The following is a 25982-nucleotide window of genomic DNA, read 5'->3' as shown; positions in this document are numbered from 1 at the left end:
TGGTCAGACGCGTCAGCTTACCTTTCGGTAGCCCCAGATCAGCAGGCAGGCGCCGATGATGCCGACGATCAGCTGCGGGATCCATGCGTTCGCCGCGTAGATGCCGAAAAGCGCGAGGATCGCGTTCAGCACGACGGCGCCGACGATGCCGAGAATGATGTTGAGTAGAATCCCGGTGTCCGAGTTCATGATGCTGCTGGCAATCCAGCCGGCGAGACCGCCGACGATGATCGCGCCAAGAAATCCGATGCCCATTAGGCCCTCCGTTGTCGCTCGGGATCGCAACGGCGTGAGGGGCCCGGAGGTTCCCGACGGCGGTGCAGTCAAATCTGCCTGACCCCGCCGCCGCCGGGATTGGATCAGTCGCGCAGCAGCTCGTTGATGCCGACCTTGGAGCGGGTCTGCGCGTCGACGCGCTTCACGATCACGGCGCAGTAGAGGTTGAGGTTGTTCTTGGTGGGCATGGAGCCCGAGACAACGACCGAGTAGGGCGGCACTTCGCCCATGAAGACCTCGCCCGTCTCGCGGTCGACGATCTTGGTGGACTGGCCGAGGTAGACGCCCATGCCGAGCACCGCGCCTTCGCGGACGATCACGCCTTCGACCACCTCGGAGCGGGCGCCGATGAAGCAGTTGTCCTCGATGATGGTGGGGTTGGCCTGCATGGGTTCGAGCACGCCGCCGATGCCGACGCCGCCCGAGAGGTGCACGCCCTTGCCGATCTGCGCGCAGCTGCCGACGGTGGCCCAGGTGTCGACCATGGTGCCCTCGTCGACGTATGCGCCGAGGTTCACGAAGGAGGGCATGAGCACCACGCCCTTGCCGATGTGGGCGGACTTGCGCACCACGGCGTTGGGCACGGCGCGGAAGCCGGCGTCGCGCCAGCGGTTCTCGCCCCAGCCGGCGAACTTGCTGTCCACCTTGTCCCACCAGCCGCCGCCCTGCGGGCCGCCGGGGTGAATTTCCATGTCCTTGATGCGGAAGCCCAGCAGGACGGCCTTCTTGGCCCACTGGTTCACCTTCCACTCACCGTCCGTGCCGGGTTCGGCCACCCGCAGCTCTCCGGAATCGAGCGCCTCGAGCGTGGACTCGATGGCTTCGCGGGTTTCGCCGCCGGTGGCGGGGGTGATCTCGGCCCGGTTTTCCCAGGCCGCTTCGATCGCGGTTTCCAGCTCGGTGTTCGACATGGGTAGCGTCCCTCTCGTGGCGTTTGCGGCGGGTTCTACGCGGGCGGGGGCGGGCGCGCAATCGCGCAGCGTTGCGGGTTGCGGGGGCGCGGTGGCGTCGCGGCCCCGCTGGTGCGCGGTCGGCTTTGGCGATAGGGGAGGATTTCGTGACAAGGAAGGTAGGCCCGATGACCGACGACAGACGCAGCCATTTCCGAGACGCGGGCACCGACATGCGCACCGCCGCGGACGTGCCCGAGACGCCGCAGACGCTGTCGCCCAGCTACCGGCTTGCCTTTACCGACGGCGATTTCCTCGCGCGCGAGGATCTGCGCCCTGTGCGGCTTCAGCTGGAGCTGCTGAAATTCCAGCTTCTGCTGGACGAGCACGAGGTGAATTCGACCATCGTGCTGTTCGGTGGCGCGCGCATTCCCGAACCGGCCGAGAAGGAGGGCGCGAAAACGCGGACGCTGGCGGATCTTTCGCATTTCTACGATGAGGCGCGCAAATTTGCCCGCCTGATGACGCGCAAGTCGCTGGCCTCGGGCAACCGCGATTACGTGGTGGTGACGGGCGGCGGCCCCGGCGTGATGGAGGCCGGCAACCGCGGCGCCGCGGACGAGGGCGGTGTGTCGATCGGGTTGAACATCGTGCTGCCGCACGAGCAGGCGCCCAACGCCTACGTGACGCCGGACCTGGCCTTCAACTTCCACTATTTCGCGATCCGGAAGATGCATTTCCTGATGCGCGCGCGGGCGATCTGCGTGTTTCCCGGCGGCTTCGGGACGCTGGACGAGCTGTTCGAGGCGCTGACGCTGATCCAGACGGGGCGGATGGACCGACTGCCGATCCTGCTGTTCGGGCGGCAGTTCTGGGAGACTATCGTGAACTGGGACGCGCTCGCCGATGCGGGCACGATCAGCCGCGCGGATCTGGACCTGTTCCGTTTCGTGGAGACGGCCGAGGAGGCCGCGGCCCAGATCGAGGAATGGCATCCCGAGCCCGCGCGCAGCGACATTCCGGGGCGGTGAGGCCCTAGCCGAGTTCGCCCTGCAGCACGCGCTGGGGGGCGGCGGGCAACTGCCCTTCGACCCAGCGGGCGATGACAGCGCGCGCGCCGTCTTCATCAAGCGTGTCGATGGCGCGACGCAGGTCCTTGAGGGCGGTGGCGATCTCGAACTCCGAAAGGGCGCCTTCCTGGGCGCGCAGGATCTTGTGGTGCGGCGTGGTCAGCATGTCGGGCGCGATCAGCAGTTCCTCGTGCATCTTCTCGCCCTGGCGCAGACCCGTGATGCGGATCTCGATATCGCCCTGCGGGTTGGCGTCGTCCTTCACGGCATAACCGGCGGCCTCGATCATCTGCACGGCGAGACGGCGGATGGGCACGGGTTTGCCCATGTCGAGCACGAAGAGATCGCCGCCGCGCGAGAAGGAGCCTGCCAGCAGTACGAGGCGCGCGGCCTCGGAGATCGTCATGAAGTAGCGGGTGACATCGGGGTGCGTGAGCGTGACCGGCCCGCCGCGGGCGATCTGTTCCTCGAAGAGGGGAATGACCGAGCCGCTCGATCCCAGCACGTTGCCGAAGCGGACCATGGAAAAGCGCGTCCCACCGGGGCGCGCGGCCAGGTCCTGCACCACCAGCTCCGACAGGCGCTTGGAGGCCCCCATGACGTTCGTGGGGCGCACGGCCTTGTCCGATGAAACGAGCACGAAGCGATCCACGCCGCAGTCGCGGGCGGCCTCGGCCATGTTGCGGGTGCCGAAGACGTTGTTGTCGAGCCCGCGCAGGGGATTCGCCTCGACCATGGGGACATGCTTGTAGGCGGCGGCGTGAAGCACGATCTCGACCTCCTGCTCCACCATGGTGCGGCGCATGAGGTCGACCTCGAGTACCGAGCCGAGGACCGGCACGACTTCGATCCCCGGGTCGAATTCGCGCAGTTCCTTCTCGATCGTGTAGAGGGCGAGTTCCGACTGGTCGACCAGCACGAGCTTTTCCGGCCGGCAGGCCAGAAGCTGACGGCAGAGTTCCGACCCGATGGAGCCGCCCGCGCCGGTGATCAGGATGCGGCGGCCGGAATAGACGTGCTGCACGCCGGGCAGCTCCTTCTCGAGCCGGTTGCGGCCCACGAGGCAGTCGAGCGAGACGGGGGTGGCGCGGCGGGTAAGATCGCCCTCGCGCACCAGTTCGGCGAAGGAGGGGAGGGAATGCGCCTCGCAGCCGATGAGCCGCAGGTCATGGGCGATGCGGGCACGGGCGGCGGCGCTCATGGAGGGCATGGTGAGCACCACGCGGTCGACGGCACCACGTTCGATCAGGTCGGGCAGCTTGGTGGGGGCATGCACCCGCAGGCCCATGAGGCTTTGGCCCTGGACCGTGGGATTGTCGTCGACGAAGGCCACCGGAAGGATGGCGGCATCGGTGCGCAGGGCGGCGACGAACTGCTGCCCGGTCTGACCGGCGCCATAGACGATGATCCGCATGCGTTTCTGGCCGCGGCGGTAGATGGCGAGCGTCACATGCCGCAGCGCCACGCGCCAGCCGGTGGCAAGCACCATCAGGAGCAGGGCAAAGGTCACGTAGCCCTGCAGCGGCAGGCCCGCGCCGAGGTAACGGTCCATCCCGAGTGCTGCGAGACCTGCCGCGGCGGCCGAAAGGGCGGTGCGGGTCAGGCCCCTTGTTTCGTAGGCATTGAGCGTGAGGCGGTAGAGCCCGAGCCCGAGGCCCATGGCAAGGCCGGCACCGACGGCCGCCGCGCCGATGGCGTGCAGTTCCGCGGGACCGATGTGCTGCGGCATGACCTGCCAGGCGCAGAGCAGGGCGAGGGCGATCGTCGCCCCGTCCATCGCCGCGAAGAGGCTGATCTTGCGACGGCGCGAGAGGGTCGAGACGAATTCGTAGATCATCCGGGCTTCCTTGCCGGACCGCGCGCAGGGGCGGCCGGGTCGGCAACCAACAGACATGTCACGGGTTAAACCGGGGTTAATCCGTGTCGGCAATTTGGTTAACGCGAGGGAGGCCTTCCTCTGCGGGGGCCTTTCACTGCGACGCGGCATGGGGTAGACAACCCGCCAACCCGGCCCTGCCGACAGGGCCGAGAGACATGATGATGGGAGAGCCACATGGGCTACAAGGTCGTTGTCGCCGGTGCCACGGGCAATGTGGGCCGCGAAATGCTGAACATCCTCGCCGAGCGGGAATTCCCCGTCGACGAGATCGCCGCGCTGGCGTCGCGCCGTTCGCTCGGCACCGAGGTCAGCTTCGGGGACAAGACGCTCAAGACCCAGGACATCGCGCAGTTCGACTTCACCGGCTGGGATATGGCGCTGTTCGCCATCGGCTCGGACGCGACGAAGGAATACGCGCCCATCGCCGCCAAGGCCGGCTGCGTCGTGATCGACAACAGCTCGCTCTACCGCTACGACCCGGATGTTCCGCTGGTCGTGCCGGAGGTGAACGCCGACGCGGTTCTGGGCTATTCCAAGAAGAACATCATCGCCAACCCCAACTGCTCGACCGCGCAGATGGTGGTGGCGCTGAAGCCGCTGCATGACCGCGCCAAGATCAAGCGCGTCGTGGTGTCGACCTACCAGGCGACCTCGGGTGCGGGCAAAGAGGGTGTCGACGAGCTCTGGAACCAGACCAAGTCGATCTACAACCCGACCGACGAGGTGCCGCCGAAGAAGTTCCAGAAGCAGATCGCCTTCAACGTGATCCCGCACATCGACGTCTTCATGGAAGACGGTTCCACCAAGGAAGAGTGGAAGATGGTCGTGGAGACGAAGAAGATCGTCGATCCGTCGATCAAGGTCACGGCGACCTGCGTGCGGGTGCCGGTCTTCGTCGGCCACGCGGAATCGGTGAACATCGAGACCGAGGATTTCCTCGACGAGGACGAGGCGCGTGACATCCTGCGCGAGGCGCCGGGCATCATGGTCGTCGACAAGCGCGAGGACGGCGGCTACGTGACGCCGGTCGAATGCGTGGGCGATTTCGCGACCTTCATCAGCCGCATCCGCCAGGACAGCACGATCGACAACGGCCTGAACTTCTGGTGCGTGTCGGACAACCTGCGCAAGGGCGCGGCCCTGAACGCGGTCCAGATCGCCGAGGTCTTTGGTCAGAAGGTGCTGCAGAAGGGCTGAGACGCCTTCTGCGCGACATTGCTGAAATGATCCGGTCCGGCGCCCCTGTGGCGCCGGATTGCGTTTGGGGAACTGCCCTGCCTTACGGCAGTAGACCGTGCATCTTCCCGGGCGACTGGCTATCCCGCAGAGCGCAAATTCACGCGCCAGCCGTCGCGTCGGGGGCGCCGGATCGGACGGTGTCAGGGCCGCTGCGCTTGACATGAAGCCCCGGGAGGCGCCTTATTTCCTCATATTGGCCGGGCCGGTTTGGTCCTTCCAGATGTGCCGGCGTGATTTTTGCCGGCGCATTTTATTGAAAAGAATTAATTTTTCGGTATCGGCCCAACTTTTATTTTTGGGGAATTTTCGTGGCACAAGAGATTTCCGATTCGTTCGATTCCTACGACACGACCTTCTGGAACAGTTCCGACTTCGCAGTGGCCTCCACGTGGAACCAGACCGCGTGGGAAGCCGACTACGTTCAAGTGGGCGGGGGGAGCCTGACGCTCGGACTTGACGGGGCCGACAAGGATGGCAAGCCCTTTACCGGGGCCGAGGTCCAGTCGCGCGACTACTTCGGCTACGGAGCCTTCGAGATGAGCCTGAAGACTTCCGGCGAGCCCGGGACTGTCTCGGCCTTCTTCCTCTACACCGGCGAATACTTCGGTGCGGACAAGCACAACGAGATCGACTTCGAATTCCTGGGCAACAACCCCACCCAGGTGAGCATCAACTACTACTACGACGACGACAAGCTGGCGAACCACATCGAGGAGGACATCGAGCTGGGCTTCGATGCCTCGGAGGGGTTCCACGACTACCGCATCGACTGGGCGCCGGATGCGATCCGCTGGTTCGTCGACGACCGGCTGTTCTACGAAGTGCGGGGCGAAAACGCGCCCCTGCCGATCCCGGACGAGCAGATGCGGGTGATGACCAGCCTGTGGACGGGGGCCGATAACCTCGAGAGTTGGCACGGGGCCATCGACCCGAACATCTCGACCTCGATGGAGGTGACGTCCTTCTCGTTCACCGAGGCGGAGATCCCGGTGCCTGTCGATGCCACCGGTGCTGCCACCTTTGCCGGGGTGGCCGAGGGGCTCGTGATCGATATGGAGGCGGGCTATTTCGCCGAGGCGGCCAAGGTGCTTGCCATCGGCGACTCGCTGACGGTGGGCTGGGTGAACGGCGACGACCCGACCGAGGTCCCAGAACTGCGCGACGGCTACCGGCAGGATTTCTTCGACAACATCATCGATGCGGGGGGCTGGTTCGACTACGTCGGCTTCCTCGAAAGCGGCCCGGACGGCATGATGGACGCCGAGCACAGCGCCATCGGCGGCATGCCCCTGCGCGACATCGTCCGCAACGACAGCGCCGCGGGTGCCTCGGATCTTTCCGACAACCTCGATGCCTTCGCACCCGACGTGGTGCTGTTCATGGCGGGGACGAACGACTTCAACAGCGGCGAGAGCGGTTTCTTCTCGAGCCGGTTCCCCTCGATCATGAACAACATCGGCAAGGCGATCGACCAGTTCCTCGCCATGCCGGGCAGTGCCGAGTCCTACTTCGTGATCTCGACGCTGGCACCGAAGGTCCGGGCGGGCACGCCGGAGATCTTCGCGCATTACCTCAACGAAGGCTATTCCACCGTGAACGGCACCACGGTCGTCGGGGATGCAGGCAACGGCACCTACGTGCCCGGGATCATCGCGACCGTGCAGGCGCGGGCCGCGGTGAACCCCAATATCCTGTTGTTCCAGAACCCCGTGGATGTCACCGGCCTGTCGCCGGACAACGTGCACTACACGGATGCCGCCTATGCGGCCTATGCCAATGCCTTGTCGGCGTTCCTCGAGGCCGAGATCGGCCTGACCGCCGGGACCTTCGCCGGGGATGAGCGCTTCATGCAGGAGACGCAGCGGGTGCTGGGCGGGGACGGCGGCGACCGCATCAGCGGCACCTCGGGCGACGACACGATCGATGGCGGCGGCGGGTCCGACTACATCGACGCGGGCGCCGGGGCCGACGTGATCGTCTTCGGCGCCGATACGCTGGGCGGCACGCTCGACAAGGTCGCGGGCTTCTCGGTGGCCGAAGGTGATAGGATCAGCCTCGCGCGGATGGCGCAGGGACTGGGCTTGACCGCCAGCCAGATGATGTCCGCCCTCGTGTTGCAGGATGTCGCCTCCGGCGTGCGGCTGGGCGTCGATACGGGCAGCGGCATCGTCTATTTTGCCGAAATCCTCGGGTTGACCGCGGCCGCGCTGGGCCCCGTGATCTCGGCGACGCCGCTGGCCTCGGCCGACGATGACGGCAACCTGGCCCTGACGGCGCCGGATCTCTACATCGACGCGACCGAGATCGCGGCGGTCGAGCTTGTCGTTTCGGGGCTCGACGCGGATGCGGATGCGGTCATCACCGTGACCGACGGCACCAACACCGTGACCGCGGTGGCCGCGACCAACGGCACTTATACCGTTGATCTGACGGGCTTCGCGGACGGGGCGGTGACCACCTCGATCACGGCGAGCACGCCGACGGGCGAGACCATCACCCTGCCGGGGGTCACACTGTCGGTGGCGAGCCCGCCGCCCAACAGCGGTGACGACGACGGCAACCTCGCGCTTGCCGCGCCCGATACCGCGATCGACGCGAGCGAGGTCGGCGCGGTCGACTTCGTGGTGAGCGGGCTCGACGGCGATGCGACGGCGATCCTTGTGGTTAGCGACGGGGTGAACGAGGTCACCTCGGGCGTCATCCTCGCGGACGGGACCGTGACGCTGGACCTCTCGACGCTGTCGGACGGGCCGCTGACCACGACGCTGACGGCGACCGATGCCCAGAGCGCGACAGCCACGGTGACCGGACCTGCCCTCACGCTTTCTGCCACGCCGGATACCTCGGCGGACGAGGACGGGAACCTGGCGCTTTCGGCACCGGACCTGTCCATCGACGGGACCGAGGTCGGGGCCGTGTCTTTCGTGCTGTCGGGGCTTGACGGGGATGCCACGGCGGTGATCACGGTCAGCGACGGGATCAACACGGTCACGTCTGGAGCCATCGCGGCCAATGGCACCGTGGTGCTGGATCTGTCGACGCTCTCTGACGGGCCGCTGACCAGCACGGTCACGGCGACGGACACCTCGTCGAACACGGCCAGCGTTTCGGGCCCCGGTCTGACGCTCGACACCGCGACGACACCGCCGCCCCCGCCGCCTGACGGGCCCGAAGTGGTGGGCACGAGCGGCAATGACGGGCTGAGCGGGATCGCGGGCGAGAACACCACGATCTACGGTCTGGCCGGCAGCGACACCATCCAGGGCAAGGACGGGAACGACACGATCATCGGTGGCGCCGATCCGGATACGCTGCGCGGCGGGGCGGGGGCGGATACCTTCGTCTTCCTGAGCGACGACCTGATCGCGCCGGGCGATGACCTGAAGGACTTCAGCCTTGCCGAGGGCGACCGGCTGGAGTTCCGCGACATGTTCACGGGCTACGATGGCTCCGACATCAGCGGGTTTGTCCGGATCGTGACCCAGGGCACGCTGGGCCGGGTTGAGGTGGATCTTGACGGCGGCGGCGACGATTTCACCATGCTCGCCTACATCCGCAACGGGCGTTACCTTGATGCGCAGTCGATGTGGGGCGACGGTAGCCTGATCGTCACGACGTCGGGGCCGCCGCCGAACACGGGCGACGACGATGGCAACCTGGCGCTGACCGCGCCTGATCTGTCCATCGATGCGAGCGAGGTTAGCGCGGTCGACTTCGTGGTCTCGGGGCTCGACGCCGACGCGACCGCGGTGCTGACGGTGAGCGACGGCAGCGGCGAGGTCACCTCGGGCGTGATCCTGGCCGACGGGACGGTGACGCTGGACCTGTCCACCCTGTCGGACGGGCCGCTGACCAGCACGCTGACCGCGACCGATGCCGAAAATGCGACGGCCACGGTGAGCGGCCCTGCGATGACGCTGGCCGCGGCGCCGGATACCTCGGCGGACGAGGACGGCAATCTGGCGCTCTCGGCGCCGGACCAGTCGATCGATTCCTCGGAGGTCGGGGCGGTGTCCTTCCTGCTGTCGGGCCTCGACGGCGATGCCACGGCGGTGATCACGGTCAGCGACGGCACCACCACGGTCACGTCCGGGACCGTCGCGGCGAACGGCACGGTGGTCATGGATCTCTCGACGCTGTCGGACGGGGCGCTGACCACGTCGGTCACGGCAACCGACACCTCGTCCAACACCGCGAGCGTTTCGGGGCCGGGGCTGACGCTCGACACGGTGACACCGCCGCCCCCGCCGCCGCCCTCTGACGGGCCCGAGGTGGTGGGCACCAGCGGCGGCGATACCCTGAGCGGGATCGCGGGAGAGAACACCACGATCTACGGGCTTGCCGGGGGCGACAACATCCAGGGCAAGGACGGCGATGACACGATCATCGGCGGCGAGGACCCCGACAGCCTGCGCGGCGGGGACGGGGCGGATACCTTTGTCTTCCTGCCCGTGGATCTGCTGTCACCGGGCGACGACCTGAAGGACTTCGACGTGCTCGAGGGCGACCGGCTGGAGTTCCGCGACATGTTCACCGGCTACGACGGCTCCGACATCAGCGGTTTCGTCCAGATCGTGACGCAGGGCACCAAGGGGCGCATCGAGGTGGACCTTGATGGCGGCGGCGACGATTTCACCATGCTCGCCTACATCCGCAACGGTCGCTACCTCGACGCGGAAACGCTCTGGAACGACGGGGATCTTCTGATTGTCTGATCGCGCCGCGGCGGTGGCCTCAGGGTGTGGCTGCCGCCAGTTCCCTTGCGAGCCCGTCGCGTTCGCGGGAGGCTCGGGCCTCGTCCCAGCCCATTGCCTCCACCGCCAGACGGGTCATACGGTCCACGCCGCCTGCGCCGATGTCGCCGCGTTCGGCGAGCCGGGTGCGGCGGATGACGGCATCGGCCAGCGTCATGGCCATCTCGGTCTCGAAGGCGGCGCGCAGTCTTTCCTGAACCTGCGGGTCGGTATTCGACGTCATCTCTGCCCCGACCTGCCCGAACGGCGTGTCGATGGAGAGCGGGGCCCTGGCCACGGCATCTTCGCGCCCGAGCTGGACGCAGGCGCGGGTGACCGCGCGCTCGGCGATCAGCCGGGCGGTGGTGTACTTGACCCCCACCACGCTGATCAGCCCGCGGGTGCGATCCGCGTCGGCGTGATCGATCAGCGTGCCCTTGGTCATGCGCTTGACGCCGCCGGGCCCGTCGTCGGTTTCGGCCGGGATCAGCCCCTGGTGGATCCAGAGGACATCCTTCTCCGTCAGTCCAAGCGCCGGGGCGGCCTGCGCGAGGTCCTTCAGGAAGGGGCCGACATCCGCCGCGTTCCGGGCGATGCGGTCGGGAGCAGGGTCTTCCTGCGTGCCGATGATCATGCGCCCCTGCCAGGGGGTGCAGAAATACATGCGCCCGCCACGGTCGACCACCGCGTCAGCGCGGCTCTGGCTGACGATGCCCATGGCCCGGTCCGGGGCGGGGCGGTCGACGACGATGTTCATGGCGCGGGCAAAGCCCGGGAAATGGGCCGAGGCACCGGGGATCGCATCCTCGGCCAGGTCCGGCGTCGCGGCGCCGGCGCAGGCAAGCGTGACGCCCGCCCGGACCGTCGTCTCTTTGCCCGAGAGCGTATCGCGCAGGCGCGCGCCCGTGACGGCATCGCCCTCGCGCACGAGCGACATGACCTCGACATGGTTGGCGAGCTGCGCGCCATGATCGGCGGCGCTGCGCAGGGCGCTCAGGTGCAGCCGGTTCATGTCCTGGATATGCCCGTCCCGCCAGACGCCACCGCCGCTCAGTCCCTCGGGCGCGAGATCGCCGAGCTGCCTGCGGGCGGTACGGGGCAGGACGATGCCGGCGCCGCCGTAGTCCGGCCCGCGCAGCCCGGTGGAGGCGAGCGTGTAGAGCTTGGCCGCCGCGGCAAAGGCCTCGGGGCCGCGGATGCCGTGACCGAAGAGCGGGATGACGAAATCGAGCGGGCGCGAGAGATCGGGCGCGGCCGCCTGCCAGAAGGCGCGTTCGCGGGCCGAGGCGCGCAGGCGCCCGAAGTCGAGGTGCTGCACATAGCGGATGCCGCCGTGCATGATCTTGAGCGAGTTGTGCGAGGTCTCGCCGCCGAAATCGCCCCGTTCGACAAGCGCCACGCGCAGGCCTCGCAGGGCGGCATCGCGCGCCGCCATGATGCCGTAGATCCCGCCGCCCACGACGAGCACGTCGAGCGGCGCGGCGGAAAGATCGGAGAGGGCCGCGCGGTTCATGCCGCCGGACCCGCCTTCTTGTGACGGCGCAGGGCCACCTGCACGCGGGCCGCCTCGAACGGACCCATCCTGCTGCCGAAGGTGGGGGGCTGCGTGTCGAGCGCAAGCAGGCGTTCGGAAAGCTCCGCCGCCGGCCGGTCCGGGTCGAGCGGCGGGTCGAGCAGGAAGCCGTAGCTGCCGGCGATCTCCTCGCTTCCGGGGATCGGCAGGGGGTCGGAGCCGGGAAGCACGATGCAGGCCGAGTCCGCGCTGAAGGCGCCCGGGGTCGGCCAGCCGCGCGGGCGCCCCTTGTTGTCGCCCAGCAGTGGCTTCGGGCCGGCACCGGAGAGGGTTTCGGCGATGATCTTTCCGCGCTGTCCCATCCACTTGCCGAGACCCCAGGGCAGCACGGCGGGCACGCGGGCCGCGCGCAGGGCGGCGAGCGTGTCGCCGAGCGGGGCACCATCGGGGTGCCGGTGGCAGGTGGCGAGGGCCAGGACCTCGAGCCGTTCGCGTGTCACGATCTGCTGGCCTGCTATGATCGAGAGCCCGTCGGTTCCGTTGTCGGCCCGGATCGCGGCAGGGTCACTCGCGTGACGCTCGAGGCTCCATCCCTCGGCCCGGCGGGTGCCCTCGCAGATGGCGTCGAAGGCGAAGGTGCCGGAGGTCTCGGTCAGCAGAAGACAGGGCTCGGCCCCGGGGCCCGCGTGGTGCCGGACGTTGCCGAGCGCCGCGTTCAGAAGCCGGGCGAGATCGCTGCGGGGGTGGATGTGAACATGGCCGTCGATGGCTGCGCATTTGGTCATCGTCGAGGGTCCGGGAGCATTTCCATGCCGCCATCATCGCGCAGGTGGCAGCATGTTCAATTGCTTTGGACGGCCCTTTTCAGAATAATATCGAAGTTGTGCGGAATGCACGAAAACGGAGCGTCGACATGGCGGATATAGGCTTCGGCAATCCGGTTGGGCCGACGCTTCGGATCACCGCCGAGCGCAGGGACTTCCTGACCTTCACGCTCTGGGCCATGGTGACCTTCGTCCAGTTTCCGGGCGACGACCTGCTGCTCTATCCGCTGGCGCTGTACTACGCCTACACGATCTGGCGCGACCAGGCGCTGATCGCCCCGCTGCTGGCGCGGGCCTGGGTGATCATGCTGTTCCCGATCTGGTGCCTGCTGTCGATCAGCTGGGCGGTGGCCCCGGTCGAGGCGCTGAAGTTCGCTCTCTACCTCGGGCTGACCATGGTGATCTGCTTCCAGGTGGCGGCGAGCCTGACACCGCGGCAGATCATGCACGCGATCTGCCTTGCCGCGAGCATCATCGGGGTCATCAACTTCATTGCCGTCTTTGGCATGGGGCAGGGCGAGCTCGGGATCTTTTCGTCGAAGAACTCCATGGGCAAGAACATGGTCGTCATGTGGAACGTGACCTTTGCCGTGTTCCTCGATCCGGGGACGCGGTGGCCGGTGCGGCTGGGCTCGCTCGTCATGGCGGCCATTGCCGCCTACATGGCCACGGTCAGCAACTCGGCCACGGCGGTGCTACTTGTGCTCGGCTCGGCGCTGACGCTGACGGCGGGGGCGATCATCCTGCGCGGCGGCCTGATGCGGCCAAGCCGGTTGGCCACGCTGTTCCTGCTGTTCGGGGTGGTGCTGGTCGCGGCCCTGTCGATCCTGCCCTACCAGCAGGTGGACCCCGTCGACGCGGTGCTGGGCCAGTTCGGCAAGGACAGCACGCTGACCGGGCGGACGGTGCTCTGGCAGTACGCCGAGGACCAGATCCGGGAGCGGCCGCTGCTGGGCACCGGCGCGGGCGGGTTCTGGCGCTATGACGAGTCCCCGCTGGTGCGGCGGATCTACTTCGAGTTCTACAAGGGCCCGTGGGATGTCTTCAATTTTCACAACAGCTACTACGAGATCGCGGTCCATCAGGGGTTGATCGGTCTCGCCATGGTCGCGCCGGCGCTGTTGTGGGGGATCTGGGTGATCAGCCGGCGGGCCCTGAGTGAGGGATCGATGCCCTCGGTCTACTTTTTCGGACACATGCTGGTCGTGGTCATCCGCACCATGACCGAGGCCGACTTTCTCAAGCCCTTCGTGATCTTCCACATGGTCTTCTGGATAGGGGCCATCGCCGCCGCCCGGCCAAGGCATGGCAACAACGTCAAATAGTAGGCGAATCGCCCGAGTGCCGCCACGAGTTGCGCCAGAAAATGCCGCTTCAAATCACAGTTCCAGCATGTTCCCGCCGGGCCGCAACGTCGTTTCCGAAATATCGCTCTGACAGATTGCAACAAGCAGCCGTTCGCGCCAAATCGGGAGGCGCGGACTCATCTTCAAGTTGAGTCACGCCTAAGAACAGGGACGTAACGTAAACAACGCACCGAAAAGGAGCACTGACCACGATACGGCGACAGATTTTACACGCCTGCCGCCGGCTCATCTTAGGTGGCCATTAACGTCGATTTCCTATGTCGTTCGTCAGCCGACCTGAAGAACGACCCTGAAAGCCCCGCACCACTCATGCGGGTTTGAAAACGACACTCAAAGCCCCTGCCAGAGAGGCATTCCATGGAAACTTCCCACACTCAACACATGCAACAAGCCTACAATCTGCTCGCCCCCGAGGATGCAACCCATGTCGCAGTACGGAGCGGCAGCTGGAGCGACCCAAGCACCTGGGCCGGGGGCAAAGTGCCCGACGACTCTTCAAGTATACAAATCCCTGAAGGAATTTCAATCCTTTATGACGTCCGGAGCTCGCCAAACCTCGAAATAGTGCGGGTGGACGGAGAGCTGAAGTTCACCCGGGAACACAGCACCGAAATGCGGGTCGAGACCATCCTGACGACGGAAGGTTCGAGCTTCGATGCGGGTTCCGTGGACGACCCGATTCCATCGGACGTGGAAATCGATATCGTCTTCCGCGATACCCCGATCGACATGAACGCCGACCCCGAGATGCTCAGCCACGGCATGGTCGCATTCGGCGAGGTCGACATCCAGGGCGCTGCCAAGGAATCGCATCTCGTCATCAAGGAAGACGTCCCCGCAGGCGCCACTTCGATGGCGGTCGAGGGCGATCTGTCCAACTGGCAGCCCGGTGACACGATCCTCGTGGTGGGGACCGGCTACCTGGGCGAGGATGCCAACGGCGTGCTCATGACCGAGGACGAGACCCGTGAGATCGTTCGCGTCGAAGGGGATACGATCTATTTCGATCAGCCTCTCGACTACGATCACGAGCGTCCGACCACACAGGAAGCGGATATCTACGTCGGCAACCTGTCGCGGAACGTGACCTTCAGCTCGGAAAACCCCGAAGGCACGCGCGGTCACGTGATGCTCCACAACAACACGCCGAACGCCGAGGACGGTTCGATCAACGACGTGCGCTACGCCGCCTTCGAGGAACTCGGCCGGACCGACAAGACCATTCCGATCAGCGACACCAACCCCGAGGGCCGCTATCCGCTGCACCTCCACATGGTCGGGACCGACGCCGACGCCCACACCAGCAACCTGATCGGGAACGCCGTTTCGGGCGGCCCGGGCTGGGGCATCGTGCAGCACGAGAGCCGCGCGATGGTCAACGACAACATCGTCTTCGACATCACCGGCGGCGGGATCGTGTCCGAATGGGGCAACGAGACCGGGGCTTGGATCAACAACCTCGTCAGCAGCATCACGGGCTATGCCGCCGAGAACAAGAACGGCGACGGCAACCAGGGCGCGGCCTACGAGAACCAGTCCCGGATCATCATCCAGCAGGACAACATCGCGGCGAACTCCAAGCTGGGGTGGAACTTTTCCGGCCAGGAGGCCTTCCCGGAAGACGATCCGGACAGGGCGCCCAACGACGGTATCCACCGCAAGATGTTCGAGCGCGAACAGCTTCAGTTCGATCCCAATCCCTTCGACGTGGCGGTCGATCACGAGGAAGGCGCCATCACCGATTTCGAAGGCAACGAGGTGATCGCCTCGACCGAAGCGTTCCGCGTGTTTCACCGCCAGTTTGGTGACGATAGCGACACGCTGAGCGTGATCAGGGATTTCGACATCTGGGGCGGCAAGGACGGGATCAACCTGCAGAACTACGCCTTCAACTACGAGTTCATCGACTCCGACTGGAGCGGTGACGGGATCGCCTTCACCATGTGGGGCAAGAACTCTTCGGCCGTACTCAACGATGTGCGTGTCAGCGACTTCGGCCTGCTTTGGAGGTCGCACGGGATCAGCCACGAGGCTGTGGTCTTCGATGTCGAGACCAACAACGTCCGCACCATGTTCGACGTCAAATACGACAGCGACCGGGGGGATATCGACTACTGGACGGAGTACTTCGCCCAATACGGTATCGACTACCAGAATCCGCTGCCGAAGGTCATGTCGCGAGAGGATGCCGATCCGAACGTGGGGCTCAAGTTCGAGCTGGACAGCGACGCGGATATCACCCTGACGCCCACCGACAACGAGGTGAGCGTCTCGGGGACGATCACCGACGGGCTCGGAGAGCGGGGTTTCTTCGAGAACATCGTCAGCAGCATCAAGAACCAGGCGTCTTCCGACGAGGAAGCCAAGCTGAAGCTCGAGAACTACGAAACAAAGTGGCACATCAACTTCACGCGGGACGAGTTCCTCGAGGAGCACGGCACCTGGCAGACCGAGGGTGGCGCCTGGGTGGCCCCGGTCGTCTTCTGGATTACCGAGCGTCTGAGCGGTGACCAGCACCCGGTGGTGGTCGTTCTCAAGCTCGAAGGGTTCGAAGACAGCTACCTCGAGCAGTACGCGCTCGATTCCTATCCCACGCCCGAGGTCAACAACCCCGACTTCGACCATGGCTTCGAGCTCGACGGCAGCGGTGCAAGCTCCGGCGGGACTGGCGGTGAGACCGGCGGGGAAACTGGCGGCGAAACCGGTGGCGAGACTGGTGGTGAGGTCGGTGGCGAAACTGGCGGTGAAACCGGCGCTGGCTCGGGCGGTGAAACCGACGGCGAAACCGGTGGTGAGGCCGGTGGCGAAACTGGCGGTGGCTCGGGCGGTGGCCAGACCGAGACCGGCGACTTCGTCTGGGATGGTCCGGAAAACGTCGTGCGCGGCACGGACGAGACCGAGCGTTTGATCGGTACCTCGGGTGACGATGTGCTCGTGGCTGGCGGCGGTGCTGACATCGTCAAAGGTGGCGATGGCGCCGACTATTTTGTCCTGTCGGCCACCGATGCGTCCAACGGGTATGTCAACGACATCAAGGACTTCAATGTCTCCGAAGGGGATACCCTGATGATCGTCGACGTGCCGCAGGCGCTTGTCGACGCAGACCCCGCCGACTGGATGCGCTTCGTCAAGTCGGGCACCCTGGGCGAGTTGCAGGTGGATCTCACCGGCTCGGGCTTTGAGACCATGGCGCAGTTCCGCTGGGGCCGCGATCTCACGGTCGAGGGGCTGCTGGCAGAGGGCGCGCTGGAAATCGGCGCCACCTCCACGCCCGCTGACGGCGGCGAAACCGGTGGTGGGACCGATGGTGGCGAGACCCCTCCGGCGGACACCAGCGCCGACGAGGACGGCAACTTCGCCCTGCAGGTCCCGGATACCGAGATCATGCCCGGCGACTACGGCTCCGTCAGCGTCGAGGTCTCCGGTCTGGATGCGGACGCCTCGGCGGTGATCCAGGTCGTCTCGCATCCCGGCGTCCCGGGCCAGAAGGTCACGGCCGACGGCACAGTGGAATTCGACCTGAGCGGCTTCGAGCCGGGCAGCATCGAGTTCTCGGCGGTCATCACCGATGATGCTGGCAACACGCTTACCAAGGTGAGCGACAGCCTCACGCTCGCGGCCTCCGAGTCGCCCGAGCCGGGTACCGGCGGAGAAGGAAACCCCTACGACGGGCTCGATCCGACCCACATGGGAACGGCCTCTGACGACTACCTCAAGGGGGGAAGCGGCGCCGATATCCTGATCGGTGGTGCCGGTCTCGACCGGATCTGGGCCGAGGGTGGCGACGACATCCTCGACGGCGGTGCCGGCGGCGACAAGCTGTTCGGCGGCGTCGGCGCGGATACCTTCGTGTTCCGGGCCGAGACGCTCGGGCAGGGCGTGGACGAGCTGAAGGACTTCGACGCCTCCGAAGGGGACATGCTTGCCGTCATCGGGCTCGTGCCCGAAGGCGCGGCGGATCCCTCGGGATGGCTGCGGTTCGTCGACCAGGGCACCGTCAGCGTCATGCAGGTCGACCTCTCCGGGTCCGGGTCGGATTTCGAGGACGTGGCCGTGATTCGCGACGGGCGCGGTCTCGACGTGGAGACCATGCTCGCGAACGACGTGCTCGAACTCTACTGAGCGATGCGGCCCTGCGGGGCCGCACCATTCCAGCACTGGAAGAACGCCGCGGCAGGAATGTCGCGGCGTTCGCGCGTCTGGGGCCCCGGTGCGCTGGCGAATAGCCGCGGCGACGCGAGGCCCGAGGACAGGCGCAGGATGTCGCGCGCCGGCCCGACCCGGCCCGCGCGGACCGCCACCTTGAGCCGCCAGGCCAGCCCCCGGACAAGGGCCTGCGCGATGGAGGCCCCCGCCGTGCCGCGCCGGCCAAGCCCGGCAAGACGGCGCCGCGTTTCGGGCGCGAGCGCCTCTTCGATGCCGTGCTTGCCGCCCATGGCACGGCGGCAGATCAGCCGTTCGACCTCGCAGAGCGGTTGCATCGGGGCCGCATCGGCCGCGGCCTCGAAGTCCTCGAGCGCGGAAGGCCAGTCGGTGCGGCGCGCATGCACGCAGCCGCGCTGAAGCAGGGCCGCACGCCGCGCGAATTCGGGTGATTCGGCTTCGAACATCGCTTCGTAAAAGCTCAGCGGGATCTGTTCGCGGAACTCGGCAAAGATCTCGCGGTCGGCGAGTTTCCAGACATCGTCGGATTTCGACGCGGCGTGGCGGGCCGCTGCCGGGCCGCGGTCGCCGTCGTGTTTTCTCTGGAGGAACAGCGGCTTGTCCGTCAGCGCGATGGGCGAGATCAGCCCGAGACGTACGATCATCTCGTAGTCGATCGAGCGCGGTAGGTCCTCGCGGAAGGGGCCGGCCCGGTCATAGATCTCGCGACGCACCATCGTGGCGTTCTGGAACAGGAAAATGTCCTCGAGCAGATGGCGCATCGGCGTCCCGGTGGACAGGTCGGGCCAATAGCCCGGCCCCTGTTCGCGCCGTCGGCCGTCGCGATCCTCGCGGAAGCGGCGGTAACTGCCGCCGGCAATCCCGGTTTCGGGCGCGGCGTCCAGCATGCCGGCCAGGGTTTCGGCGGCGTCGGGAAGGGCGATGTCGTCGTCGTCGCAGATCCAGATCAGGTCGCCGGTGGCCTCGGCCATGGCCGCGTTGAGCGCCCGCGACTTTCCCCCGTTCTCGGCGCGGAAGTACCTGATCGCGCTGCCGAGTTCGCGGGCCACGGCTTCGGTTTCGTCCGTAGATCCATCGTCCCAGACAATGATTTCGCCGGGCCTGCGGGTCTGGGTGCGCAAGGCATTGACAGCTTGCGTCAAATACCCTGCCCTGTTGTAAGTCGGAATTATTGCCGTGATCGAAGCCATATCAATGCTGATCCAATATTTTACGTCATACTATACACGATCATTCAAAGCCTCTTCACGCGATGGGAGCAAGAACGTCTCGACCTTGCGTGTCGTCTTCGGGGTGCTGCTGTTCGCGGCAGTTTTCGTCTCGGGGCCACCGGTTCCGGCACAGGAGAGTCAGGGCTACCGCCTCGCGCCGGGCGATCGTGTCGCCGTCAGGGTGCTGTCCTGGAACGCGCTGACCGTCCAGTTCGAGACCTACGACGCGCTCGCCGGAACCTTTGCCCTGGACCCCAACGGCCAGCTTGCGTTGCCTTTGCTTGGGCCGGTCGATGCCGCCGGGGTCATGCCTGGCGTCCTCTCGGAGCAGCTTGCCGAACTCTACCGTGGGCGCCTGGGCCTTGCGGATGCGCCGAGCGTCACCGTCGAGATCGCGGAATTCGGGCCGGTCTTCGTGCTGGGCGACGTCGCGCGGCCTGGCCAGTACGATTACGCCCCGCGGCTGAATGTCATACAGGCCTTTGCCCTCGCAGGCGGCACCTACCGGCTTGCCGAAACGCAGCAGGGGGCGCTTTCGAGCGCCATCCGGTCGGCGGGCAACCTCGAGGAGATTGGAATCGACCTGGCTCGGGAACGCATGACGCTGGCCCGGCTCGAGGCCGAGATGAACGAGGCGGAGAGCTTTCCGATGCCCGAAGTGCCCGAGCATCCCGATGGCAGCGCGGCGCAGGAGGCACTTTACGCGCAGGAACTCGGCCTGTTCGAAAGCCGGCAGGCGCGGATCGAGACCGCGCTTGAATCACTCAGCGAAGAACGGGTGCTGCACGAGGCAGAAGTGTCTTCGCTGCAGGAAAAGCTTGGCGGTATCGAGCGGCAGCTCGAGCTGATGCGCGAATCGGTCGGCAACATGGAGACACTGCGCGAGCGCGGTCTGGCGCGGTCACCGGCCCTGGTCGACCTGCAGCGCACCCAGATCGAGCTGGAAGCGCGCGAGTTGGACGCCCAGACTGGCCTCTTTCGCGCACGTCAGCAGATTTCCGAGCTGGAGCGGGACGCCAACGACCTTTTGACCGGACGGCGGCTGCAGGTTCTTCAGGAGCTTCAGACCTCCCAGAGCCAGATCGACCGGCTCGAGACGCGCCGCGACATGACGCGGCAGCTACTGGCCGGCGCCGAGATTCTGCTTGCCGAGGAAGAGGAGGAGGGCGAGGCGCAGTCTTCGCTGGAATTCGTCATCCTTCGCGACGACGGATCGGGCCAGCGGCGCATTCCGGCCACCGAATCGACCCTGCTCGAGCCGCGCGACGTGCTGCGCGTCACGGTGCTGACCGAGTCCGAATGAGGCAGCGACGCCCCGCTCCGTGGCTTTCGGTCCGAAAAAATGGGCACCGATCCCGTAAAACCTTGACGGCGGGCCGACGAACTCGCCTGATGGGGGTGGTCTGTGATATTCTGACCGCGTGACTGTTTAAGTAATTTATTTCGCCTCACCGTGGGCTTCACGAACGGGGGAAGGGCGTTGAACGCATTTGAGACCGCTCAGCCGGATATTTCCGTCTGTGTTCCGATTTACAATGAAGAAGAGAGCGTCGGGCCCCTTCACGAGGCCATCGTCGCAGCGCTGGAGCCGAGCGGCTACAGCTTCGAGATCGTCCTCGTCGATGATGGAAGCAAGGACGACACGATCCCCAGACTTCGCGCGATCGCCGCCGCCGACCCGAGGGTCATGGTCGTACGGTTTCGCCGCAACGCGGGGCAGACCTCGGCCATGCAGGCCGGGATCGATCACGCGCGGGGACGGTTCCTCGTCACAATGGACGGCGACCTGCAGAACGATCCTGCCGACATTCCGATGATGGTCGACAAGCTGGGCGAGGACTATGATCTCGTGGTCGGCTGGCGCATCAAGCGGCAGGACAAGTTCCTGTCGCGCAAGCTTCCGTCCAAGCTCGCCAACTACCTGATCGGCAAAGCGACGGGGCTGCCCATCCGCGACAACGGCTGTTCGCTCAAGGTCTACCGCGCCGAGGTGATCCGCCGGGTGCCGCTCTATTCCGACATGCACCGTTTCATTCCGGCGATGTCGATCCCGATGGGCGCGCGCGTGGCCGAGGTGGGCGTCAGGCACCACGCCCGGCAGTTCGGCGAGTCCAAGTACGGGCTGTCGCGGGTGCTGAAGGTGTTGCTCGACCTCATGGTCATCACGACCCTGCTGGTCTTTGCGCGGCGTCCGCTGGCCCGTTTCAGCGGCATCGCCTTCCTGGCGGCGCTCGCGGCCGTGGTGGCAATTGCGGCCATCCCGGCATCCACGCCTGCCGTCGTGCCCATGACAGTGGCTGCGCTGACCGCGTCGCTCGCGGTGTTCCTGCTCCTGCTGGGGCTCGTGACCAGCGTTCCGTTCCAATTTCAATCCGACCGCAACCCGCGCCTCACGTCGCGGCAGAACTGATTTTTCGTCCGGTCCCGGTGACCGGCACACCATAGTTTTCCAGAGGTAATCCATGGCCGACATCTATTATATGGAGGAAAGCGCGGAGACGCCGCAGCTGACCGTTCTCGTGACGACCGATCAGAAGGAGGGCGTCCGCGAGACGCTCGAAACCTACAGGCCGCATCTCGATGCCCTTGGCCGGACCTACGAGGTCCTTGCCATCGTGAACGCGGCGCATGGTGAACAGGTCGGAATCCTGCAGCGCATGTCGCGCGACTGGTCCGAGATGACCGTCATCGGGCAGCGCCCCTGGGGTGGCGAGGACGCGGCCCTGGCCACGGGCCTGCGGCGCAGCAGCGGCGACCTTGTCCTGATCCTCCCCGGCTGGGCCCAGGTGGAGCCCGCCGATCTTCCCGCGCTCTTTGCCGAACTCGAGGGCAAGGACATGGTGTCGGCGAGCCGGACCGGCCGGCCGACCGGCGGCTGGCAAGGTCTGCGCCGTGGCCTGTTCGGCCGCTTGCTCGGCCGGCTTTTCGGCGCGGCCCCCTCGGACCCCTTCTGCCGTGCGCGACTTGTCAAACGCAGCGTGCTTGAGGATACGGCGACCTTCGGTGTCCGGCAGCACTTCCTGCCCGTGATCGCTGCGCAGCGTGGCCATCGGCTCGGCGAGGCCGCGATGCGGCCCATGACAGGCGAATCCGCCAAGGACGCACCCTATGTCTTCAAGCCGCTCGGGCACGTGCGGGCGCTGTTCGACGCGCTGGCGCTTTTCGTGGTGCTGAAGTTCCTGCGCCGTCCGCTGCGCTTCTTCGGGGCGATCGGACTTCCGATCTTCCTTGTTGGCGCAGTCCTGACGCTGGGTCTCATCGGTGCGCGGCTTTTCGGGGACACCGCTCTGGCCGACCGGCCGGCGCTGATCTTCTCGGTCATGATGGTGGTGCTTGGGGTGCAGATCCTCGCCATCGGTCTGGTGGGCGAGATCATCGTCTTCTCCGGGGCGCGCAAGCTGAAGCAGTATGACGTGGCCGAGATCATCACCGGCCCGCAGCCGCCGGAATCCGAGATCCACGAGGCCAGTGGCGAGCACAAGGCGCCCGCTGCCAATGTTCGCCCGGGACGTCTTCAGGGCACGACGGTGTAGGCCGATGGCAGACGACATCTTCCTCGTGACCGGCGCTGCGGGCTTTGTCGGCAACGCGCTCGTGCATCATCTGAAGTCCGAGGGCATCCGGGTCCGGGCCATGGTCCGGACCGAGGCCCAGGCAGAGGCGCTGCGACCGATCGTCGACGAGGTGGTCATCGCCGATCTCGAGGCGCCCGAGACGCTAGCGCCCGCCGTGGCCGGCGTTGCGGGGGTCTACCACATCGCCGCCGTGTTCCGGGTGGCGGCCATTCCGGAAGAGACCTTCCGCGCGATCAACGCCGACGGCGTGCGCCACATGATCGACGCCGCGGTCGCGGCCGGCGTTCCGCGTTTCATCCATTGCTCGACCAACGGGGTCCACAGCGACATCGACCATCCGCCCGCCGCCGAGGACTATCCGTTCAAGCCGACCGACATCTACCAGGTGACGAAGCTCGAGGGCGAGCAGATTGCCATGGAGGCCTATCGCGAGGGTCGGATCGGCGGCGTCGCCCTGCGGCCCACGATGGTCTATGGGCCGGGAGATCAGCGGACGCTCAAGATGTTCCGCCTGATCGCGCAGGGCCGGTTCTTCTACGTCGGCAAGGGCGAGGCGCTGACCCACTGGGTCGACGTGCGCGACGTGGCGCGCGCCTTCCATCTTGCGATGGAGGCGACGCATCTGAATGCCGAGGCCTTCCTGATCGGCGGCAAGCGCTACATGACCTTGGCCGAGAATGCCGTCGAGATCGCGGCACAGCTTGGCGTCTCGGAGCCCAGCCTGCGTCTGCCGGTGGGGCCGATGATGGCGCTGGCGCATGCGACCGAGATCGTCTGCAAACCCTTTGGCATCGAGCCGCCGCTTTTCCGGCGGCGCGTGGCCTTCTTCATCAAGAACCGTGCCTACGACATTTCCAAGTCGCGCAGGATGCTTGGCTACGAGCCGCGGCAGGACTTCGCTGGCGAGGTGCGGGACATCATCGCGGCCTACCGCGCCTCGGGTGACCTGCCCGAACCGCGGCCCGCGCACAGAGCGGCATAAGTCATGAACAGTATCATAGGCCCCCGGGGAACGGAGCCTCTACGCCTGACGCAGAAGAACACGGATATCGTCCTGGATTTCGGCCAGATCTTCGGGATCCTCAAGCGGGGCTGGTGGATCATCGCCGGCGCCGGCTTCGTCGGCACGCTGATCGCGGTGATCCTCGTCCTTCAGGTGCCGCCCTCCTACACGTCATCGGCCAAGCTTCTGCTGGGGCAGAAAAGCCGCGTCGACGACGCCATGGGCGCGATGTTCCCGGACCTGAGGCTCGACGATGCCGCGGTGTCCGGTGAAATCGCCATCCTGACCTCGGCGCGGATGCTGTCGCGCGTGACCGAGGCGCTGGAGCTGGAAAACCATCCCGACTTCAACCCGGCGCTGGGCCCCGAGGACGAGGGGCCGGGCCTTGTCGATCAGGCGTCGGATGTGGCCGTGGGCTTCATCAAGGGGCTGCTCGGGCAGACCGGCGAGGCCGCCGCGCCCGAAGCGGCCGGGGGCGACGAGGCCGAGGACCTGACCATCGAGACCGCCGCACTGACCGGCAAGACGATCCTCGGCGACCAGTCCGACTACGTCGACCAACTGTCTGCCAACCTTCGGGTGAGCCAGGAAGGCCGGTCGAACCTTCTCAACATCCGCTTCATCTCGAACGACCGCATGCTTGCAGCGGCGGTGCCCAACAAGCTGGTCGACATCTACTTGGAAGACCAGATCGACCGGCGTTTCGGCATCCTGTCCCGGGTGACCTCGGGGCTGGAAGGGCGCCTCGAGTCGATGCGCAACCGCCTGGAGGACAGCGAGCGCGCGGTCATCGAGTTCCGCAACCAGAACCTCGCCGAAGGTTTCGGCGACCGGTCGCAGCTTGACCAGCAACTCGGCGATCTCTCCACCCGCCTGAGCGGGGTCACCGCGGAATACGCCGAGCAGGCCTCGGACTTGCGGGGCGTCGACGCGATGATCGAAGAGCAGGGCGCGTTGTCCACGGTCGGGCTGTTCTCCTCGCCGGTGATCGACGGGCTGGAATCGACCCTGGCCGAGCTGCGCGAGCGGTCCACCCGGCTGCGGTCGCAGTTCGGAGAGGATATTCCGCAGCTGGCCAGCGTGCAATCCGAGATCGAGCGCCTTGAAACGGCGCTCACCGACGAGATCATGCGACTACGAGACGATCAGGCCCGCGAGGTCGAGCTGACGGCCGCCCGCCGTTCGGCCCTGGGCGACGAGCTTCGGGCGCTTGAGGAGCGGGCGATTGCGCAGGCGGAACGCGAAGTGCAGCTCGCCCAACTCGAGCGGGAGCAGAACGCGGCGCGGCTGGTCTACGAGACGTTCCTCGACCGGTTCACCGAAACGCGCGAGATCGTCGATCTGCAGGAAGGCGATGCGGAGATCATCGACTACGCCGATCCGCCGGCAGCACCCTTTGCCCCGAACAAGAAGCTCTCTGCCGGGCTGGGCGGGTTCGCCGGGGTCTTCATCGGCGTCGCGCTGGTCTTCATGCTTCACCTTTCCAAGAAGCGCCTGACCTCGACCACGCAGCTACAGTCGCTTCTCCCCTCCTACAACGTGGTGCCGATGCCTGTGGTCCGCAGCATCGCACGGCGCAAGGATCCGCTTCGCGTCGCGCTGCGCCCGGTGCCGTCTCCACTGGGCGAGGCGATAAGGTCGCTGCGAACGACGGTGTTGCTGTCGTCACCGGCCAAGGCGCCGAACGTGGTCTCGGTCGTGTCGCCCCTGGCCGGCGCGGGCAAGACCACCACGGCGATCAACCTCGCGCGGTCGATCTCGCGCATGGGGCGCTCCTGCGTCCTGATCGACGCCGACCTGCGCCGCGGCGACATTGCGCGGCTTCTGAACCTGCACACCTCGCTTGCCCTTAACGACCTTCTCGAGGGGGCCTGCGATCTTTCGGCGGTGGTGCAGAAGGATCGCGAATCCGACCTGAACGTCATCACCTCGCGCCGCGGGTCCACCGATCCCACCGGCTCGTTGCTGGGGCCGGAGCTGCCGGAGCTGGTCGAGAAGCTGAAGGCGCATTTCGGCACCGTCGTGATCGACACTGCGCCGCTGCTGCAGGTGTCGGATGCGCAGCCGATCCTGCGGCTGTCGGATTCGGTCGTGATGGTCGTTCCGCACGGCAGCCAGGTCGACGAGCTTCGCGCCGCGATTGGCCGTCTGGTGGACGTGGATGCCTACAGTCGCACCGCGGTCTACTCGATGGTGCCGGACCGCGATCTCTCGCCCTACTACTGAACGTGAAACCGC

16 protein-coding genes are annotated in these 25982 nt (G+C 66.3%); 10 read left to right on the top strand and 6 right to left on the bottom strand.

What is annotated here, in order from left to right:
- Positions 1 to 12: 12 nt before the first annotated feature.
- Entirely contained in the window at positions 13 to 255 is a 243-nt protein-coding gene (locus C8N44_RS03140) for a GlsB/YeaQ/YmgE family stress response membrane protein (protein ID WP_107974717.1), read from the bottom strand.
- Between the two features lie 104 nt (positions 256 to 359).
- On the bottom strand, positions 360 to 1187 hold the full coding sequence (gene dapD / locus C8N44_RS03135) for a 2,3,4,5-tetrahydropyridine-2,6-dicarboxylate N-succinyltransferase (RefSeq protein ID WP_107974716.1): 828 nt from the start codon (positions 1185 to 1187) through the stop codon (positions 360 to 362).
- Positions 1188 to 1354: 167 nt separating this feature from the next.
- Between dapD and C8N44_RS03130 the strand changes: the two genes are divergently transcribed.
- Complete coding sequence (locus C8N44_RS03130) at positions 1355 to 2197, top strand: LOG family protein (RefSeq protein WP_107974715.1); 843 nt, start codon at positions 1355 to 1357, stop codon at positions 2195 to 2197.
- A gap of 4 nt (positions 2198 to 2201) precedes the next feature.
- Here C8N44_RS03130 and C8N44_RS03125 read toward each other — a convergent pair whose 3' ends face one another.
- The gene (locus C8N44_RS03125; protein ID WP_107974714.1) at positions 2202 to 4073 is read right to left on the bottom strand and encodes a polysaccharide biosynthesis protein; all 1872 of its coding nucleotides are present in this window, start codon (positions 4071 to 4073) and stop codon (positions 2202 to 2204) included.
- 216 nt (positions 4074 to 4289) lie between these two features.
- Between C8N44_RS03125 and C8N44_RS03120 the strand changes: the two genes are divergently transcribed.
- Both C8N44_RS03120 and C8N44_RS03115 read left to right on the top strand, forming a co-directional pair.
- Positions 4290 to 5312 carry an aspartate-semialdehyde dehydrogenase gene (locus tag C8N44_RS03120; RefSeq protein ID WP_107974713.1) on the top strand — a complete coding sequence of 341 codons (1023 nt, stop codon included), beginning with the start codon at positions 4290 to 4292 and terminating at the stop codon, positions 5310 to 5312.
- Positions 5313 to 5662: 350 nt separating this feature from the next.
- Entirely contained in the window at positions 5663 to 10069 is a 4407-nt protein-coding gene (locus tag C8N44_RS03115) for a family 16 glycosylhydrolase (protein WP_107974712.1), read from the top strand.
- Between the two features lie 19 nt (positions 10070 to 10088).
- Here the strand turns inward: C8N44_RS03115 and C8N44_RS03110 are convergent, their stop codons facing one another.
- Entirely contained in the window at positions 10089 to 11600 is a 1512-nt protein-coding gene (locus C8N44_RS03110) for an FAD-dependent oxidoreductase (RefSeq protein WP_107974711.1), read from the bottom strand.
- A complete protein-coding gene (locus C8N44_RS03105) occupies positions 11597 to 12385 on the bottom strand; it encodes a hypothetical protein (protein WP_107974710.1) in 789 nt (262 codons plus the stop codon). Before C8N44_RS03105 ends, C8N44_RS03110 begins: the two co-directional genes overlap by 4 nt.
- Before the next feature lie 128 nt (positions 12386 to 12513).
- Here C8N44_RS03105 and C8N44_RS03100 point away from each other — a divergent pair, with 128 nt between their 5' ends.
- Together C8N44_RS03100 and C8N44_RS03095 are read left to right on the top strand one after the other, a co-directional pair.
- Positions 12514 to 13749 (top strand): O-antigen ligase family protein, encoded by a 1236-nt coding sequence (locus C8N44_RS03100; RefSeq protein WP_107974709.1) that lies wholly within the window; start codon positions 12514 to 12516, stop codon positions 13747 to 13749.
- Positions 13750 to 14148: 399 nt separating this feature from the next.
- Entirely contained in the window at positions 14149 to 17913 is a 3765-nt protein-coding gene (locus C8N44_RS03095) for a G8 domain-containing protein (RefSeq protein WP_107974708.1), read from the top strand.
- Here C8N44_RS03095 and C8N44_RS03090 read toward each other — a convergent pair.
- Positions 17907 to 19145: a glycosyltransferase family 2 protein gene (locus C8N44_RS03090; protein WP_107974707.1), complete on the bottom strand. Its 1239-nt coding sequence runs from the start codon at positions 19143 to 19145 to the stop codon at positions 17907 to 17909. The two genes, C8N44_RS03095 and C8N44_RS03090, sit on opposite strands and share 7 nt — an antisense overlap.
- Before the next feature lie 85 nt (positions 19146 to 19230).
- Between C8N44_RS03090 and C8N44_RS03085 the strand changes: the two genes are divergently transcribed.
- From C8N44_RS03085 to C8N44_RS03065, 5 genes are all read left to right on the top strand, one after another.
- Positions 19231 to 20469 (top strand): polysaccharide biosynthesis/export family protein, encoded by a 1239-nt coding sequence (locus C8N44_RS03085; protein WP_158273992.1) that lies wholly within the window; start codon positions 19231 to 19233, stop codon positions 20467 to 20469.
- Positions 20470 to 20646: 177 nt separating this feature from the next.
- A complete protein-coding gene (locus C8N44_RS03080; RefSeq protein WP_107974705.1) occupies positions 20647 to 21576 on the top strand; it encodes a glycosyltransferase family 2 protein in 930 nt (309 codons plus the stop codon).
- 52 nt (positions 21577 to 21628) lie between these two features.
- On the top strand, positions 21629 to 22699 hold the full coding sequence (locus C8N44_RS03075; protein ID WP_107974704.1) for a glycosyltransferase family protein: 1071 nt from the start codon (positions 21629 to 21631) through the stop codon (positions 22697 to 22699).
- 4 nt (positions 22700 to 22703) lie between these two features.
- Positions 22704 to 23723, top strand: coding sequence for an NAD-dependent epimerase/dehydratase family protein (locus C8N44_RS03070; protein WP_107974703.1), 1020 nt, complete (start codon positions 22704 to 22706; stop codon positions 23721 to 23723).
- 3 nt (positions 23724 to 23726) lie between these two features.
- Positions 23727 to 25970 (top strand): GumC family protein, encoded by a 2244-nt coding sequence (locus C8N44_RS03065; protein WP_107974702.1) that lies wholly within the window; start codon positions 23727 to 23729, stop codon positions 25968 to 25970.
- Positions 25971 to 25982: the final 12 nt, after the last annotated feature.

The organism is Allosediminivita pacifica (assembly GCF_003054175.1).
Taxonomy (GTDB): Bacteria; Pseudomonadota; Alphaproteobacteria; order Rhodobacterales; family Rhodobacteraceae; genus Allosediminivita; species Allosediminivita pacifica.
This window is presented reverse-complemented; position numbering and strand designations above follow the sequence as displayed.

What these genes read in the sequence shown, in the direction of transcription:
- C8N44_RS03140 (WP_107974717.1), bottom strand. Translation starts at nt 255, where the DNA reads ATGGGCATCGGATTTCTTGGCGCGATCATCGTCGGCGGTCTCGCCGGC.
- dapD (WP_107974716.1), bottom strand. Translation starts at nt 1,187, where the DNA reads ATGTCGAACACCGAGCTGGAAACCGCGATCGAAGCGGCCTGGGAAAAC.
- C8N44_RS03130 (WP_107974715.1), top strand. Translation starts at nt 1,355, where the DNA reads ATGACCGACGACAGACGCAGCCATTTCCGAGACGCGGGCACCGACATG.
- C8N44_RS03125 (WP_107974714.1), bottom strand. Translation starts at nt 4,073, where the DNA reads ATGATCTACGAATTCGTCTCGACCCTCTCGCGCCGTCGCAAGATCAGC.
- C8N44_RS03120 (WP_107974713.1), top strand. Translation starts at nt 4,290, where the DNA reads ATGGGCTACAAGGTCGTTGTCGCCGGTGCCACGGGCAATGTGGGCCGC.
- C8N44_RS03110 (WP_107974711.1), bottom strand. Translation starts at nt 11,600, where the DNA reads ATGAACCGCGCGGCCCTCTCCGATCTTTCCGCCGCGCCGCTCGACGTG.
- C8N44_RS03105 (WP_107974710.1), bottom strand. Translation starts at nt 12,385, where the DNA reads ATGACCAAATGCGCAGCCATCGACGGCCATGTTCACATCCACCCCCGC.
- C8N44_RS03100 (WP_107974709.1), top strand. Translation starts at nt 12,514, where the DNA reads ATGGCGGATATAGGCTTCGGCAATCCGGTTGGGCCGACGCTTCGGATC.
- C8N44_RS03095 (WP_107974708.1), top strand. Translation starts at nt 14,149, where the DNA reads ATGGAAACTTCCCACACTCAACACATGCAACAAGCCTACAATCTGCTC.
- C8N44_RS03090 (WP_107974707.1), bottom strand. Translation starts at nt 19,145, where the DNA reads ATGGCTTCGATCACGGCAATAATTCCGACTTACAACAGGGCAGGGTAT.
- C8N44_RS03075 (WP_107974704.1), top strand. Translation starts at nt 21,629, where the DNA reads ATGGCCGACATCTATTATATGGAGGAAAGCGCGGAGACGCCGCAGCTG.
- C8N44_RS03070 (WP_107974703.1), top strand. Translation starts at nt 22,704, where the DNA reads ATGGCAGACGACATCTTCCTCGTGACCGGCGCTGCGGGCTTTGTCGGC.
- C8N44_RS03065 (WP_107974702.1), top strand. Translation starts at nt 23,727, where the DNA reads ATGAACAGTATCATAGGCCCCCGGGGAACGGAGCCTCTACGCCTGACG.